The sequence below is a fragment of the Pseudomonas sp. FEN genome (genome assembly GCF_904067045.1).
GTDB lineage: Bacteria > Pseudomonadota > Gammaproteobacteria > Pseudomonadales > Pseudomonadaceae > Aquipseudomonas.
The window spans coordinates 971,988-988,383 of sequence record NZ_CAJFDC010000036.1; the positions used below are offsets into that span (position 1 = coordinate 971,988).

General features: G+C 62.7%; 13 protein-coding genes. 6 read left to right on the forward strand and 7 right to left on the reverse strand.

Translation table 11 applies throughout. The features are described from left to right. Window positions 1–87: 87 nt before the first annotated feature. Window positions 88–702: a trimeric intracellular cation channel family protein gene (locus tag PFEN_RS27930; protein ID WP_191490273.1), complete on the reverse strand. Its 615-nt coding sequence runs from the start codon at window positions 700–702 to the stop codon at window positions 88–90. Between the two features lie 201 nt (window positions 703–903). Then, the gene (gene orn / locus PFEN_RS27935; RefSeq protein ID WP_191489802.1) at window positions 904–1,446 is read right to left on the reverse strand and encodes an oligoribonuclease; all 543 of its coding nucleotides are present in this window, start codon (window positions 1,444–1,446) and stop codon (window positions 904–906) included. Window positions 1,447–1,556: 110 nt separating this feature from the next. Between orn and rsgA the strand changes: the two genes are divergently transcribed. Next, window positions 1,557–2,588 (forward strand): small ribosomal subunit biogenesis GTPase RsgA, encoded by a 1,032-nt coding sequence (gene rsgA / locus PFEN_RS27940; RefSeq protein WP_191489803.1) that lies wholly within the window; start codon window positions 1,557–1,559, stop codon window positions 2,586–2,588. Window positions 2,589–2,714: 126 nt separating this feature from the next. On the opposite strand, the gene motB is transcribed toward rsgA, so the two are convergent. Together motB and motA are read right to left on the reverse strand one after the other, a co-directional pair. Continuing rightward, window positions 2,715–3,749, reverse strand: a complete 1,035-nt coding sequence (gene motB / locus PFEN_RS27945) for a flagellar motor protein MotB (protein WP_191489804.1) — start codon at window positions 3,747–3,749, stop codon at window positions 2,715–2,717. 3 nt (window positions 3,750–3,752) lie between these two features. Then, window positions 3,753–4,604 (reverse strand): flagellar motor stator protein MotA, encoded by an 852-nt coding sequence (gene motA / locus PFEN_RS27950; protein WP_191489805.1) that lies wholly within the window; start codon window positions 4,602–4,604, stop codon window positions 3,753–3,755. A gap of 210 nt (window positions 4,605–4,814) precedes the next feature. On the opposite strand from motA, the gene PFEN_RS27955 reads away from it, so the two are divergent. The 4 genes from PFEN_RS27955 to PFEN_RS27970 all read left to right on the forward strand — a co-directional run bounded on the left by PFEN_RS27955 (window position 4,815) and on the right by PFEN_RS27970 (window position 10,102). Beyond that, the gene (locus PFEN_RS27955; RefSeq protein ID WP_191489806.1) at window positions 4,815–6,353 is read left to right on the forward strand and encodes an HDOD domain-containing protein; all 1,539 of its coding nucleotides are present in this window, start codon (window positions 4,815–4,817) and stop codon (window positions 6,351–6,353) included. Between the two features lie 42 nt (window positions 6,354–6,395). Beyond that, window positions 6,396–7,211, forward strand: coding sequence for a rhodanese-like domain-containing protein (locus tag PFEN_RS27960; protein ID WP_191489807.1), 816 nt, complete (start codon window positions 6,396–6,398; stop codon window positions 7,209–7,211). Between the two features lie 18 nt (window positions 7,212–7,229). After that, window positions 7,230–8,093 carry an archaetidylserine decarboxylase gene (gene asd / locus PFEN_RS27965; RefSeq protein ID WP_191489808.1) on the forward strand — a complete coding sequence of 288 codons (864 nt, stop codon included), beginning with the start codon at window positions 7,230–7,232 and terminating at the stop codon, window positions 8,091–8,093. A gap of 203 nt (window positions 8,094–8,296) precedes the next feature. Further along, entirely contained in the window at window positions 8,297–10,102 is a 1,806-nt protein-coding gene (locus PFEN_RS27970) for a molecular chaperone (protein ID WP_191489809.1), read from the forward strand. Window positions 10,103–10,143: 41 nt separating this feature from the next. Here PFEN_RS27970 and serB read toward each other — a convergent pair whose 3' ends face one another. Further along, window positions 10,144–11,358, reverse strand: coding sequence for a phosphoserine phosphatase SerB (serB, locus tag PFEN_RS27975; RefSeq protein ID WP_191489810.1), 1,215 nt, complete (start codon window positions 11,356–11,358; stop codon window positions 10,144–10,146). 133 nt (window positions 11,359–11,491) lie between these two features. Between serB and PFEN_RS27980 the strand changes: the two genes are divergently transcribed. Then, entirely contained in the window at window positions 11,492–13,033 is a 1,542-nt protein-coding gene (locus PFEN_RS27980) for an AhpA/YtjB family protein (protein ID WP_191489811.1), read from the forward strand. Window positions 13,034–13,236: 203 nt separating this feature from the next. On the opposite strand, the gene PFEN_RS27985 is transcribed toward PFEN_RS27980, so the two are convergent. Together PFEN_RS27985 and parC are read right to left on the reverse strand one after the other, a co-directional pair. Further along, the gene (locus PFEN_RS27985) at window positions 13,237–13,944 is read right to left on the reverse strand and encodes a membrane integrity-associated transporter subunit PqiC (protein WP_191489812.1); all 708 of its coding nucleotides are present in this window, start codon (window positions 13,942–13,944) and stop codon (window positions 13,237–13,239) included. Between the two features lie 177 nt (window positions 13,945–14,121). Further along, entirely contained in the window at window positions 14,122–16,380 is a 2,259-nt protein-coding gene (parC, locus tag PFEN_RS27990) for a DNA topoisomerase IV subunit A (RefSeq protein ID WP_191489813.1), read from the reverse strand. Window positions 16,381–16,396: the final 16 nt, after the last annotated feature.

Here is a 16,396-nt window from a genome sequence, read left to right on the forward strand (position 1 = left end):
CCTTTCAAAATAATAACGGAATTTATCGATCAGATCGCGCCGACACAAATCAACAATAAGATTCAAAACAATAAATATATACACCCTTCAGGCTTCGTCATTATAAACGAACTTCGGCATTTCCCAGTGAAAGCGAATCGCCAACAGGCGCAGCAGAAAGCCGCCGAACAGCGTAATCAATATGGCCTGCTCGTGGGGCAACTGCCAGTACGTGCAACCGAGAAAGCACCAGGCCGCTGCGAAGGAGACGCTGGCATAGAGTTCGCGACGGAAGACCAATGGAATATCGTTGCAGAAGATATCTCGCAACACTCCACCAAACACCCCGGTGATCACCCCACTGACCGAGGCCACCATCATGCCCTGGCCCATTTCCAGGGCAGTCATGCAACCGATCAGGGTAAAGGCCACCAGGCCCAGGGCATCGAGCACCAGGAAAAATGAGCGTAAATGGCGCATCAATGGCGCAATGAACACCGTCACCAACGCGGCGCTCGAGGTCAATACCAGGTATTCCGGGTGCTTGACCCAGGTCAGTGGGTAATGCCCCAGCAACACGTCACGCACCGAACCGCCGCCGAGGGCGGTGACGCAGGCAATCAGCACCACGCCGAACCAGTCCATGCCGCGCCGTCCGGCCGACAGGGCACCGGTCATGGCTTCAGCGGTAATGGCGACGAGGTAGAGCATCAGCAACATGATGGCGATCCGGGCAGGAGAGGGCCCGTAGTCTACTGACTTGAACCGTGCCCCAAAAGAGCGCGAGCAAGTTCCAATGTCCGCCAGTCAAGCCCGACGCCTATCATTGTGGGAGCGGAGCTTGCCCGCGAAGGGGCCAGTGAAACCGCTACAAGGCTTCGCGGGCAAGCTCCGCTCCCACACACAATAAGACCGGCCAAGCGATCAGAACTTGATGAAGTGCTTGCGGTAGTGCTGCAACTCGGCAATCGACTCGCGAATATCGTCCAGCGCCAGGTGCGTGCTGCCCTTCTGGAAGCTGTCACGCACTTCCGGGGCCCAGCGTGCCGCCAACTCTTTCAAGGTCGATACATCCAGGTTGCGGTAGTGGAAATAGCTTTCCAGTGCCTTCATGTGGCGCGCGAGAAAACGCCGGTCCTGGCAGATGCTGTTGCCGCAGATCGGCGACTTGCCCTTGGGCACCCACGGTTCCAGGAAGGCGATGGTCCGGGCCTCGGCTTCGGCCATGTCGATACGGCTCTCGCGCACGCGCTGGGTCAGCCCCGAACCGCCATGCTGGCGGGTGTTCCACTCGTCCATGCCGGCGAGAATCGCATCGCTGTGATGGATCGCGATCACCGGTCCCTCAGCCAGGGTGTTGAGGTTGCTGTCGGTGACGATAGTCGCCATTTCGATAATGACGTCGGTGTCCGGGTTCAGGCCGGTCATCTCCAGGTCGATCCAGATCAGGTTCTGTGGGTTTTGCATGGGTTGGCTCCTCGGCATAGCCGGACAGTTTAGCGCAGGCCACGCCTGCCGGGCGTGCTAAACTCGCGACCGCTTGACCCTCCCCGCCGATTCAACGACACGGAACACCCATGGCCAAACGCCAGCTCAACCGCCGCCAGAACTGGCGCATCGAAAAAATCCAGGGCGAACGCGCCGCGCGCGCCGCCAAACGCGAGTCCCAGGCCGTGGAAGCGCTGGAAGGCGGCGACCTGGGAGCCGAACAGACGGGCCTGGTGATCGCGCACTTCGGCGTGCAGGTCGAAGTCGAGGCGCTGGAGGGTGAGCTCAAGGGCCAGGTGTTCCGCTGTCACCTGCGAGCCAATCTGCCGGCGCTGGTGACCGGCGACCAGGTAGTCTGGCGTGCCGGCAACCAGGGTATCGGCGTGATCGTCGCGCAACTGCCGCGCAGCACCGAACTGAAGCGCCCGGATAGCCGCGGCCAGCTCAAGCCGGTGGCCGCCAACGTCGACATGATCGTGATTGTCTTCGCGCCACTGCCAGAACCCCATGCCAACCTGATCGACCGCTATCTGGTTGCCGCCGAACACGCCGGTATCCGGCCGTTGTTGCTGCTGAACAAATTCGACCTGATCGACGAGCACAATGCCCCAGCCCTGAATGCGTTGCTGGCGGTCTACCGGCAGTTGGGCTATCCGCTGCTGGAAGTGTCGGCCCATCAGGGCGATGGCATGGAACAGTTGCAGCGACAACTGGATGGACACATCAGCGTGTTCGTCGGCCAGTCCGGGGTCGGCAAATCCTCGCTGGTCAACAGCCTGCTGCCCGAGGTGGACACCCGCGTTGGCCCGCTCTCGGAACTGTCCGGCCAGGGTACCCACACCACCACCACCGCGCGGCTGTTCCACTTCCCCGGCGGCGGCGAACTGATCGACTCGCCGGGGATTCGCGAATTCGGCCTTGGCCATGTGAGTCGCGCCGATGTCGAAGCGGGCTTTATCGAGTTCAACGACCTGATCGGCACCTGTCGCTTCCGCGACTGCAAGCATGATCGCGAACCCGGCTGCGCCCTGCTCAAGGCCCTGGAAGACGGACGTGTGCAGCAGCAGCGGATGAACAGCTATCGCTCGATTATCGCCAGCCTGCCGCAAGACAGCTATTGAGGCTGGGCTGAGGCTAACTGCACAAGCAGCCGGTCGACGCTCGATGGCTCGCGATGGACGCCAACGCTGACGTCGGCTACCTGACGCCCCGCGGCGCCAGGACTACCATCGCGAGCAAGCTCGCTCCTACGAGCCCGTCTTGGGCTTGCCCGGCTCATCCATCTTCAACACCCCGTCCTCGAAGATGTTCAAGCGTTGCCGCACCTCATGGGCCGGCAGCGGCTGCTTGTCGGCCGGCAACGCATTCGGATCCGTCGGGACCTCGCCCGGAGCACCTTGCCCCGGGGTCGGCGCCGGCTTGGCGTCATCCGCGCCCTGCTCGCCTTCGATGGCCTTCTGCGCCTTCTTGGTCAGCACCACGATATCGATACGGCGGTTGACCGGATTGAGTGGATTGGCCTTGTCGAACAGCGAGGACGAGGCGTAACCCACCACCCGCGCCACTTGCGTGTCCGGATAACTGCCGGCCACCAGGGCGCGCCGAGCCGCGTTGGCGCGGTTGGCCGACAACTCCCAGTTACCGAAACCACCGGTGCCGGAGTACGGCGTGGCATCGGTGTGGCCGCTGATGCTGATCTTGTTCGGCACCGCCTTGATGGTGTCAGCCATGGCCAGCAGGATGTCTTCGAAGTAAGGCTTCAGCCGCGCACTGCCAGAGTCGAACATCGGCCGGTTTTCCGCGTCCATGATCTGGATACGCAAACCGTCCGGGGTGATCTCGAACTGGATCTGGTCCTTGAATTTCTGCAGTTCCGGACTCTGGTCGACCTTTTTCTGCAACTCTTGCAGCAACAATTCCAGGCGCTCTTTCTCCACCTGCTCGGCCATGTTCTCGACCTGATCGGTGTCGACCGTGACCTTGTCCGGTTGCGGCTGGGATTTGACTTCCGGATTGAGGGTCTTGTCCGGTGCCAGCACCGGCGAACCGCCCAGGTCGATGATGTAGGGCGTACCGCTCTCGGAGAAGCCGATCGGGTCTTTGAAGTAACCGGCGATGGCGATCTTCTGTTCCGGGGTCGCGGTGGACAGCAGCCACAGCACCAGGAAGAACGCCATCATTGCCGTTGCAAAGTCGGCGAAGGCAATTTTCCAGGCGCCACCGTGATGCCCGGCAGCAAAGCGCTTGACGCGCTTGATAATGATCGGCTGATTGTTTTCCATGACTCAGCGACCGCGAACCGCTTGTTCCAGCTCGGCGAAGCTGGGACGGTGCTTCGGATACAGGACCTTGCGCCCGAACTCCACCGCCAGCGAAGGCGGCATGCCGGAAGCCGAAGCCACCAGGGAAGCCTTGATCGCTTCGTAGATGTTCAGCTCTTCCTTGGCATCGTGGGACAACGCGGTCGCCAGCGGACCGAAGAAGCCATAGGCCGCGAGAATACCGAAGAAGGTCCCCACCAGCGCCGCACCCACGTGCAAGCCGATGGACTTCTGGTCGCCCTCGCCCAGCGAGGCCATGGTCACCACGATCCCCAATACCGCCGCGACGATACCGAAGCCGGGCATGGCGTCGGCGACGCCTGTCACCGCATGGGAGGGGTGCTCCAGCTCTTCCTTCAGGCTGAACAGTTCCATATCGAACAACCCTTCCAGCTCATGGGGAGCCATGTTGCCGGAGGACATGATCCGCAAGTAATCACAGATGTAGGCGGTCATGCGCTCGTCCTTGAGCACGGCCGGGTATTTGGCGAAGATCGGGCTCGCGGCGGCATCTTCGATATCGCCTTCGATCGCCATCATGCCTTCGCGGCGGCTTTTGTTGAGGATCTCGTAGATCAGCCCCAACACCTCGAGGTAAAAGGTGTGGGTAAAGCGCGAACCGAACATTCCCAGGGACTTCTTGACCACATGCATGGTCATGTAGCCCGGGTTGGCCTGCAGGAACGCACCGAACGCCGCACCGGCGATGATCATCACCTCGAAGGGCTGGATCAGGGCGGCGATCTTGCCATGGGAAAGCACGTACCCGCCGAGCACGCTCGCGAATACGACAATGATGCCGAGAATTTTAGCCATAGGTAGAGAGCACTTACTGAGTCGGGTTCAAGGTCATATTCGGAAGTTAATAAATCTCTTCTTCTACTTATCGGCAAAACTGCGCCAGACTATAGCCAGTTCAGGCGAAAAGCCAGAAAACCGGCCATGCGCCACCTCATGCGGCCGATTGCGCAACGCCTGCCCAGCCCATTACGGGCCTGTTAACAGTGATGATGATCGCGCCCGAATATGGCTAACGAAACGACTGTCTCCACGCAAAGACCCAACACGCTGCCGGGCTGGATCAAGCTACTGCAAGCCGTGCGTTTGCCCGTCCCCCGGGACAGTCACGACCGTGTCTGCCGCGCCATCCGCGACAGTCGTAGCTCATTGCGCGATATCGCCGAGCTCATGCAGGACAGCCCGGCGCTGGCGTTGAGCGTGATCTGCGAAGCCAACCAGCACACCCATGGCAGCATGACCGAACCGGCCGAGAACCTTGAGGTCGCGCTCAATCGCCTGGGCTTGAAACGCACCGAGGAACTGCTGGCGCGCCTGCCGGCCCGGGCACCGGAAGAAATTCCAGTGGCCTTGCGCCAGCTCCAGTTGATCAGCCAGCATGCCAGTCAGCAGGCCAATGGTCTGTTCGCCGCCCGCCTGGCACGCCTCTGGCAGGACATCCATTGGGGCAGCCTGTTGTTTCTCTCCCCCCTCTGGCCACTGGCCCTGACTCACCCGAACCTGCTCGAAGACTGGGAGCTGCGGGTGATTCACAAAAACGAGTCGGCACCTGCCGTCGAGCAGGAGCTGTTCGGCGTTCGCCTGCTCGACCTGTGCCAGGCGATGGCCGACATCTGGCGCCTGCCGAACTGGGTCACCCAGGGTTATCACCTGCTGAAAACCGAATTGCACATGCTGGCCAGGGTGCTACACATCGCTCGTGACAACGAACATCCTCTGCGACAGCAGCAGCGACTCGACGCCGATCCGGCACTACGCCGCTGGCTGAACCAACCCGCCAATACGGTATTGCTGGCCAACGGCCTGGCCCTCTCGGCGCAACAGGCCTGGGACAGCCCACATCATCTGCGCTGGCAATACCTGACCAGCCTGTACCTGCAACTGCCAATGGACGAATTGCAGCAGCAACTGCATCAGCAGGCGGCGCAAAGCGCCAATCAGCACAGCATGCCGGACCTCTGGCACCCGGCCGAAGCACTGATCTGGCGCGGCAGGATGCGGCGCGTGCACAGCGGCCTGCTACCGGCGACGGATCCTTCACCCGAAGCCCTGGCAATCTGGCGTAAACACTGCGCCGAACTGCTGGCCGAGCCCAGCCGGTTCACCAACGCGATGCACCTGACCGGCGTCGCCTGCGACGCCCTGACCACCTGTGGATTGCGCCGGGTCATGATCCTGATGGCCGACCGGACCCAAAGCACCCTGCGGGTACACCAGATTGCCGGACTGGCGAAAGAGTCGGCCAACCTGGTGTTGCAGATCAGCCCGAGTCCGGTTTTGCGCCGGTTGCTCAGCAAACCGGCGCAGATTCGCCTGACCCCGGCCAACAACGCCCAGTTCTCGGCCCTGTTGCCCGCTAACCTGCGGGCGCAGTTCCCTGGCGAGCACTTGTTGCTACGCTCCCTGAGCAGCAATGGCCGGGTGGCCATGCTGGTGCTCGCCGACCAGGGCGGCGGCCCCTTCTCGGAAATGACCGTGCAGGCCTTCGGCAAAACCGCACAGTGCATCGAGAAGGCGCTGCACGCCTTTACCCACCGCGGCGCCTGATGCTGCGTTACAATCCCTTTTTTTGCGCCCTGGAGACCTCATATGCCTGACTTCTCTGGCTTGCCGCTGGTGATCGAGCCCGGCGACCTGCTGCCCCGCCTCGACACACCCGAACTGATCCTGGTGGATTTGACCAGCAGCGCCCGCTACGCCACGGGACATATTCCCGGCGCGCGCTTCGTCGATCCCAAGCGTACCCAACTGGGTCTGCCGCCCGCACCTGGCCTGATGCCAGCGAAGGAACTGCTCGAAGCGCTGTTCGGCGAACTGGGGCACAACCCGAACGCGGTCTACGTGGTCTACGACGATGAAGGTGGCGGCTGGGCTGGACGCTTCATCTGGTTGCTCGACGTCATCGGCCATAGCCGCTACCACTACCTGGATGGCGGCCTGCACGCCTGGCTGGGCGAAGGCTTGCCGGTCACCATCGATACCCCCGCAGCCGTCGGCGGCCCGGTGGCCCTGACCCTGCACGACGAGCCCACCGCGACCCGCGCCTACCTGCAAAGCCGTCTCGGCGCCGCCGACCTGGCCATCTGGGACGCCCGCGGCCCACTGGAGTACAGCGGTGAAAAAGTCCTGGCCGCCAAGGGCGGGCACATTCCCGGCGCGGTGAACTTCGAATGGACCGCCGGCATGGACCCGGAACGCCAGTTGCGCATCCGCCGCGACATGCCGCAGATCCTCGCCAAGCTGGGTATCACCCCGGACAAGGAAGTGATCACCCATTGCCAGACCCACCATCGTTCTGGCTTTACCTATCTGGTCGCCAAGGCACTCGGTTATCCGCGCGTCAAAGGTTATGCCGGCTCCTGGGGCGAATGGGGCAATCACCCCGACACCCCCGTAGAGATTTGAGATTTCCAAGGATCCTTGATGAAAAAGCGTTTGTTCATCCTCAGCCAGTACCTGCTGCCCCATCACCTGCTGTCGCGCCTGGCCGGCTGCATCGCCGAATGCCGCGTGCGCTGGTTCAAGAACGCCTTTACCGCCTGGTTCGCCAAGCGCTATGAGGTGGACATGTCCCAGGCGCTGGTCGAGGACCTGAGCGCCTACGAGCACTTCAATGCCTTCTTCACCCGCGCCCTGAAAGAAGGTGCCCGTCCATTGGATGAAACCCCGGGGGCGATTCTCAGCCCGGCGGACGGCGCGGTCAGCCAGCTCGGTCCGATCGAACACGGTCGGGTATTCCAGGCCAAGGGCCACAGCTTCAGTGTGCTGGAGCTGCTGGGGGGCGACGCGACCACGGCCGCGCCATTCATGGGCGGCGACTTCGCGACCATCTACCTGTCACCCAAGGACTACCACCGGGTGCACATGCCCCTGGCCGGTACCCTACGGGAAATGGTCTATGTGCCGGGACGTATTTTCTCGGTCAACCAGACCACCGCTGAAAACGTGCCGGAGCTGTTCGCCCGTAACGAGCGGGTCGTCTGCCTGTTCGATACCGAGCGCGGGCCGATGGCCGTGGTCCTGGTCGGCGCGATGATCGTGGCCTCGATCGAAACCGTCTGGGCCGGACTGGTCACTCCGCCCAAGCGCGAGCTGAAAACCGTGCGTTACGACGAAGCCGCCCGCCAGCCCATCCATCTGGAAAAAGGCGCCGAACTGGGGCGCTTCAAACTGGGCTCCACCGCCATCGTGCTGTTCGGTCCACAACAGGTACAATGGATGGAAGGGCTTGTCGCGGGCTCGCCGGTGCGCATGGGCCAAGGCCTCGGCGCTCCCATCCAGGCCTGATACGCAGCTGGCTTTTCAGGCTCGTGGATGGTTCGCGAGCCCGATGAACAAGGGCCCGGGCAACGGGTTGCAACCGGGATCGACCGGCAAGGCTGCAGCCCCCCGTAACCCTGCTAGAGTCATGGCATTGTTTTGCCATCGTTTTTTGGCATCCTGGCTTGTCGATCGTCCAGGTTGTTTCGCCATCGGAGCTGGTCCGTTACATGAGTAATCCGAGTCCCCATCTGTTGTTGCGCGCACCAACGCCCACGCAGTTGAGCCTGTCTTTCTGCGATGCGACACCACGCGACCTCAAGCGCTGGATCGCCGGTCTGCCGAAAGCCAACCTCGGGGAAACCGCTCGCCTGCTCTATCAGGGCCTGAGCGAACTCAATCTGTTACTGACCCCCAGCGAAAACCGTCTGCAATTGCTGGAACTGCTGCGCCCCGAGGTGTACTACGTCTGCAAGCACCTGGAGCGGCACTTTCTCAACCAATCCATCGTCCTCGACGAACGCCCGAGAAAAGTCGCCAACCTCTGCCAGGCCCTGCAGAACCACCTGGCCATTGGTTACAAACAGATCGCCATGCGCGTGGCTTCCCGCGCCGGCAAGGACCGCGCCAGCCTGCTGACCACCGCCATACAACGGGCCCTGCACTGCCTCAACGGCCCCCTGGTGCGCGCCAGCCAACTCTATTGCCCAGTACCGGAAAGCCTCTGGTTCGAGATACACCAGCTCTATCAATTGGCCCTGGCCCATCAGGTACACCACAACCCGGTGTTCGACGAACAGACCAGCCAGGCGCTACCACTGAGCGTCGAACAAACCTACATTGTCGCCCTGCTGCTGGGTTGTGCGCGCTGCAACCAGATGCGGCAGAACAACATTGCCCGGCTGGCCGAGGTCCTCGAACCCTGGAGTACGCGGGTCAAACTGCAAGGTGCCGAGCAGGCTAGCAGCCTGTTCGCCGTTGCTCCCGGTAGCGATGCCCCGCCACGCTATACCTCCCTGTTCGCCGCCGAGCAATTGCCGAGCCTGATCGGGATCAACACCCTGCCCCTGGTCGAGGCCATCAAGGAATACCTCGAGCTGCCCGCCGACCTGCGCGGACACTCGCAGTTGCCGGTACCCAACGGTCTGAGCCTTGACGTACTGCAGCACCTGAGCGGCGCCTGGGGCGAAGCCGCCGAACGCACCTTCCAGCGCACACCGGGACAGGGCACCTTGACCTTGTGTATCGGCATGAGCGCGCTGCACTTCTACCTCGGCGGTCAGCGCTCCTTCAGCGATATCCTCAAGATCCCCGCGGCCAGCAAGGCCGCGCAATTCGCGGTGCAGTTGGCCAACAGCGCCGAAAAAGATGCCTGGAGCCACGCCTTCGACGCCCAGCGCGCCGGCAGCGCCGACACGCTGCTGCCCTACGAAGAAATCCAGTACCAAAGCAGTGACGCCGACAGCAGCCAGGCAGCCTTCAATAGTGCCGAAGACTTCCCGACCCATGACCTGCAGATCATCAATCACAGCCCCGGCGGCTACTGCCTGGCCTGGCCCAAGGAGGTGCCCGCTCAATTGCAGGCCGGCGAAATGGTCGGAGTCCAGGATGCCTCAAGCCAGGGTTGGAGCGTGGCCGTGGTGCGCTGGATACGCCAGGTGCGCAGCGGCGGCACGCAGATGGGTATCGAACTGGTAGCCCCGCATGCCCAGCCTTGCGGACTGCAACTGGTGCGCGGTAGCGAAGGCAACAGCCAGTACCTGCGGGCACTGCTGCTGCCGGAGATCAGCGCCATCGGCGTACCCGCCACGCTGCTGGCGCCACGCCTGCCGTTCCAGGAGGGGCACAAGGTGATCATCAACAGCAACGGTGAAGAGCGCCGTGCCGGGCTGAGCAAACGCCTGGCCAGCACCGGCAGCTTCAATCAGTTCGAATACCGTTTGTTCGAACAGCCGGCGGCACCCAAGACCGACCCGAGCGTCGTCGGTCCGGGTGCGGCCGAGGATGATTTCGGCTCGCTGTGGAAAGTCCTCTAGAAACCCGCTTGCTAGCGATGTGATCTGATAGACAGCGAAGTTCAGCGCTGCCCGTCTTGATCCCGGACACCCAGCAGATACAGCACCCCATCCAGCCCCAGGGTCGAAATAGCCTGTTTGGCCGAGTGCCTGACCAACGGCTTGGCACGGAACGCCACGCCCAAACCGGCAATCGCCAGCATCGGCAGGTCATTGGCGCCGTCGCCGACCGCGATGGTCTGCTCGAGGCTCAGGCCTTCCTTCGCCGCCAGCTCACGCAACAGCTCGGCCTTGCGCTGGGCATCGACAATCGGCTCGACGGCCACGCCCGTGCATTTGCCGTCCACCACTTCCAGTTCGTTGGCGAAGACGTAGTCGATGCCCAGCCTCGCCTGCAATTGCTTGGCGAAATAGGTGAAGCCGCCCGACAGGATCGCGGTCTTGTAGCCCAGGCGTTTCAACTCGGCGAACAGCACTTCGGCGCCTTCGGTCAGGCGTAGCGAGGCACCGATGGCATCCAGTACGCTCACGTCCAGCCCCCTGAGCAGCGCCAGGCGCTCCTTGAAGCTGGCACGAAAATCCAGCTCGCCGGCCATGGCCCGCTCGGTGATGGCCGAAACCAGATCGCCCACGCCGGCAGCCTTGGCCAGTTCATCGATCACTTCGGCCTCGATCAGGGTCGAGTCCATGTCGAACACCGCCAGGCGTCGGTGGCGACGGAACAGCGAGTCCTCCTGAAGGGCAATGTCGGCGTTCAGCTCCTGGGCCGCATCGAGGAATTCGCGGCGCAGGGCCTGCGGATCGTTCAAGTCGCCGTGCAGCGACAGCTCGAAACAGCTCTTGCCAGTACCAGACGGCGCATCCGGCGCCGTGTGCGCCGACAGACGGTCGATCCGCTCGACCTCCAGGCCGTGCCGTGCGCTGATCGCGGTTACCCGCTGCAACTGCTCGGCGGTCACCTGGCGACTCATCAGGGTCACGACATGACGCTTCTGCGTGGTGCTCGCCATCCAGTCCCGGTGCTCGGCTTCCGAAACAGGGGTGAAACGCACCTGCTGTTCGCGCCCCGGGGTGCTGGCCTCGATGTCCTTGAGCGACGCCGAGGACTGCTCGGCGTCCGGAAACTCGACCAGGATGCCGAACGCCAGACTGCCGTGAATAACCGCCTGGCGGATATCGAGAATGTTCACAGCCGCTTGTGCCAGCACGCTGGTAATGGCCGCGGTCAGACCCGGACGGTCCTCCCCGGTGACGCTGATCAGGACGATTTCGCGCAAAGCGCACCCCCGCTCGTTAAAAAAAACGCATTCTACCCACTTTCACTGACCATCGGGCACAGCCAGCGCTTTGCCGGTCTAGGGCCTCTCGTTATACTGCGCGTCAACTTCACGGATAAAAGAGCCGCGCTCAGTGAACCGGCCCACGCCAGTCAAAACCGATAACTTCTTCCTGCTGATCTTCCGGGCCTTGCGTCACCGCCGTGTACCGCTTGCCTTGCGCATTGCCAGCCACAACGTGATTCTCGTCGCGCTGGCGCTGGTGATCTACGCCTGCGTGATGGGATTGCAATTCAAGGAAGCCATGCACCAGCAGGCCGACGCCCTCGGCCAGAGCCTGACCACCCAGACAGCCACCTCCGCCACGGAACTGCTGGTGTCCAACGACATCCTCAGCCTCAACGTGCTGCTGAACAACCTGACGAAGAACCCGCTGGTGGCCCATGCGGCGATCTACAGCGTAGACAACCGCATCCTCGCCGAAGCCGGCCAGCGTCCGAAAAACGGCTTGCTGGGCGAAGCCGAAGGCCTGTACCAGACCAAGATCACCTTCCAGGACGTGACCGCCGGGCACCTGCGTATCAGCCTGGACATGGCGCAATTCCAGCAACCGATGACCATCAGCCTGCAAAGCATGGGCATCCTCAGCGCGATCCTGCTGGCGTTGGCCCTGGCCCTGAGCCTGCGCCTGGGCCGGCATATCTCCACGCCACTGCTGCAATTGCGGGTCTGGCTGCGGGACATGGACGAACATACCCCGGCAACCCAGCGCCAGGATGAAATCGGCGATCTGGCGCGCCAGCTGCATTCGCGCTTCGCCCCGGTCAAGCCGGAACCCGAGCCCGAGCCGGAAATCGACTACGACGAACACGATTACGCCGAGCAAGAGCACGCCGAGCCGGCCTTCGAGGTCCGCAACCTGCGCGATCCGAGTTTCGACGAGACGGCGGCGGCCCCGGCGCCCAAGCCGGCCCCCCGGCATATCGTCAGCAGCGAAGAAGATGAACTGGACGATGAAGATCCGTTCGCCGACCTGCGTGAAAGCCCGCGCACCGCGAGCGCGGCAGTGAGGCCGCAGCCGATAGCGCCGAGCCAGCCACAGCACAGCGCGGTGCTGGCGGTGCAGTTGGGCGCCCAGGACCAGTTACGGCGCCTGCCACGCGCGCGCCTGACGGAATTGCTGGACCGTTACCGCGACTGCCTGGACCAGGCCGCCTCCCTGTATGAGAGTGAACTGCACACCCTGAACGATGGCAGCACCCTGATGCTCTTCCACACCGAAAACAGCGGCGACGACTATCTGACCAACGCCATCTGCTGTGGCGAGCTGCTTCGGGCGCTGGGCCACCAGTTGCAGATCGAAGTGGCCGACAGCGGCATCACCCTGCAACTGCAGCTTGGTTTGACCTTGGGTGACGAGTTGTTCGGTCTGAGCCAGATCGACCTGCTGCTGACGGAGACCGCCCAGGACGCCCTGGCGCTGTCGCAGCACAGTCGCAACCTGTTGCTGGTGGAACGGCGAATCAGTGACGACACACTGATTCGCCAGCGCGCGCGTATTCGTCCGATTGCCAGTCCCGAGGGTGCTTGCTGCGTGGAGCGTCTGATGGAGCCGTATCCGTCGATGCTGGAGCGCCAGTTGGCACGGATGCACGAGACCCGGGCCAAGGGCTGATAACGGCCGCCTGAGCGAGTGACGATCGCCCCTGTGGGAGCGATCGCCGCACCGCCGCGAAAGGGGCCTCGAGGTCGCTAAAAGCTTCGCGGGCAAGCACCGCTCCCACAAGATCAGCTGAGCTTGGGATGGCGTATAACTTCTCTCACGCCCAGCAAAAAGCCCGCATTCGATGCGGGCTTTTTGCTGACTGGGCACGGACCTCAGAAGCGAAACACTTCCATATCGGTACGAATCGGCGAAGCCATCGGGATTTTCGGCTTCCCGGGATCAGCCTGCTTGACCGAAGCCGGGGCCGTCACCTTGCGGTTTTCAACCACTGGCGGTTGATTGGCCAGTGGTTTGAGCGCCACGCTCAGTTGCTCTGCCAAGCGCTGCAACAGCTCCCCCTGGGCCTGGACCTGCGCCGCCGATGTGCCGGTGTGCTGCTGCTCCAGATGCACGATGCGGTTATCCCGTACCTGCCCACGACGGTCGAGCAAACGCCACTGCGCATCGAGGATAGCCGGTTGCTGGGCACCGGAGTCCAGTCGGGTAATCGACAACAGCACCTGCACATCCGGCGTGCTCCCGGCTATCGCCGGCGCCAGGACCACGCGCTGGCTGTCCAGCCGCCAGGCCAACTGGCGCACCAGCAACTGATTGATGTCAGACGACAGGCTGCCAGCCCAGCGACCGTCGGTAGCTGCGGTCAGGCTGCCGTCTGGCTGGCGCTGCAGCAGGGTTTCGCGTTGCAGGTAATCGGCCAGGGAAATCGGCCCGAGTACCACCGACATCCCCGTGCTTTGTTGAGGCTGACCCGGTGTGCCGCTGTCCAACTGATACAGGGAAACCGGCTGGTGCACGCTGCAGCCGGCCAAGCCGAGCAGGCCGGTCAACAACACAATAAAAGGAAGGCGCAGAACAGTCATCATCCCATCCAGGTGGCCGCCATAAGGCCCTGCCACAGTCTGATCCAAAAATTCGTTTGGGCACGCCGCCACGCGGGTGCCGCAAGAGGCGCATATCATCCGTGAATATGCGCCCTGACTCCAGTGCTGCCGTAGCGATCTTCCTGCTAATACGCTGAACGAACGCTTCAAACCGCTTTAACTGAGACCTTCTACCAACAAGGCGTCAACCCGCTGGAAGCCGCGCGGTAGTTTGTTGCCGCGCCGCCCACGCTCGCCCTTGTAGTGCTCCAGGTCGTCGGCCTTGAGCGACAAGGTGCGCTTGCCCGCTTGCAAGACCAGGGTCGCGCCGTCCGGGATCACCGCCAGGTCGGTGACATACTCCTCACGGCTGGCCACCCGCTCACCGGGAATGCCGATGATTTTGTTACCCTTGCCTTTGCCCAGTTGCGGCAGATCGCTGACCTTGAAAATCAGCAGCCGACCTTCGGTGGTCACCGCCGCCAACCAGTTCTGCTCGCGGTCGGCCACCGATTTGAGCGGCATCACCCTGGAGCCGTTGGGCAGACTCAACAGGGTCTTACCCGCCTTGTTCTTGGCCTGCAGGTCTTCACCCTTGACCACGAACCCATACCCGGCGTCGGAAGCGATGACATACAAGGCATCGTCTTCAGGCAACAGCACGCATTCGAAGCTGGCCCCCGGCGGCGGCGTCAGGCGGCCGGTCAACGGCTCGCCCTGGCCACGGGCCGAAGGCAAGGTATGCGCCGCCACCGAGTAGCTGCGCCCGGTGGAATCAATAAACACCGCGAACTGATTGGAGCGCCCCGCGGCCGAGGTCTTGAAACCGTCACCGGCCTTGTAGGACAGGCCCGTGGCATCAATATCATGGCCTTTTGCGCAGCGAACCCAACCTTTTTCCGACAGAACGACCGTGACCGGCTCGGTCGGCATCAATTCGTTTTCCGACAGGGCCTTGGCTTCGCTACGCGCGACAATCGGCGAGCGACGATCGTCGCCGTAGGTCTGCGCATCGGCCAACAGTTCGGTACGCACCAACTTCTTCAGCTTGGCTTCGCTGGCCAGCAGCGCCTGCAGCTTGGCCTGCTCCTTGAGCAGTTCATCCTGCTCGGCGCGCAACTTCATCTCTTCCAGGCGCGCCAACTGGCGCAGGCGGGTGTCGAGGATGTAGTCGGCCTGGATCTCGCTGAGGTCGAAACGCGCGATCAACTCGGCCCGTGGGTGCTCCGCGGTGCGGATGATGTGGATCACTTCATCCAGGTTGAGGTAGGCGATCAGCAAGCCATCCAACAGGTGCAGGCGTTTCTCGACCTTGTCCAGGCGGAACTTCAGGCGCCGGCGCACGGTGTTGACGCGGAACGACAACCACTCCACCAGCAAGGTGCGCAGGTTCTTCAACTGCGGCTTGCCGTCCAGACCGATGATGTTGATGTTGACCCGGTAGCTGGACTCCAGGTCAGTGGTGGCGAACAGGTGCTGCATCAGCTCGTCGAGGTCGATCCGGTTGGAGCGCGGGATGATCACGATACGGCACGGGTGCTCGTGGTCGGACTCATCGCGCAGGTCGGCGACCATCGGCAGCTTCTTGGCCTGCATCTGCGCGGCGATCTGCTCCAGCACCTTGGCCCCGGAGACCTGATGCGGCAGGGCATGCACGACGATATCGCCATCTTCGATGCGATAGACCGCGCGCATGCGCACCGAGCCGCGCCCGGTTTCGTAGATTTTCAGCAGGTCGGCTTGCGGCGTGATGATTTCCGCTTCGGTCGGATAATCCGGACCCGGGATGAACTTGCACAGTTCCTCGACGCTGGCGTTGGGATCATCCAGCAGATGCACACAGGCGCCGGCAACTTCCCGCAGGTTGTGCGGCGGCACGTCGGTGGCCATGCCCACGGCGATACCGGTGGTGCCGTTGAGCAGGATGTTCGGCAAGCGCGCCGGCAACACGGCAGGCTCGTCGAGAGTGCCGTCGAAGTTCGGTACCCAGTCCGCCGTGCCCTGGCCCAGTTCGCTGAGCAGTACTTCGGAATAGCGCGATAACCGCGATTCGGTGTAACGCATGGCGGCGAAGGACTTGGGATCATCCGGCGCGCCCCAGTTACCCTGGCCGTCCACCAGCGTGTAGCGGTAGCTGAACGGCTGGGCCATCAGCACCATGGCTTCATAGCAGGCGGAGTCGCCGTGGGGGTGGAACTTGCCGAGCACGTCGCCGACGGTACGCGCCGACTTCTTGTGCTTGGCATCGGCATCCAGCCCCAGCTCACTCATGGCGTAGATGATACGCCGCTGTACCGGCTTCAGGCCGTCGCCGATATGCGGCAGCGCACGGTCCATGATCACGTACATGGAGTAGTTGAGGTAGGCCTGTTCGGTGAAGTCAGCCAATGACCGGCGTTCTACGCCATCCAGGCTGAGATCAAGGGAGTCGCTCATGCGGGCCTCATCAGTT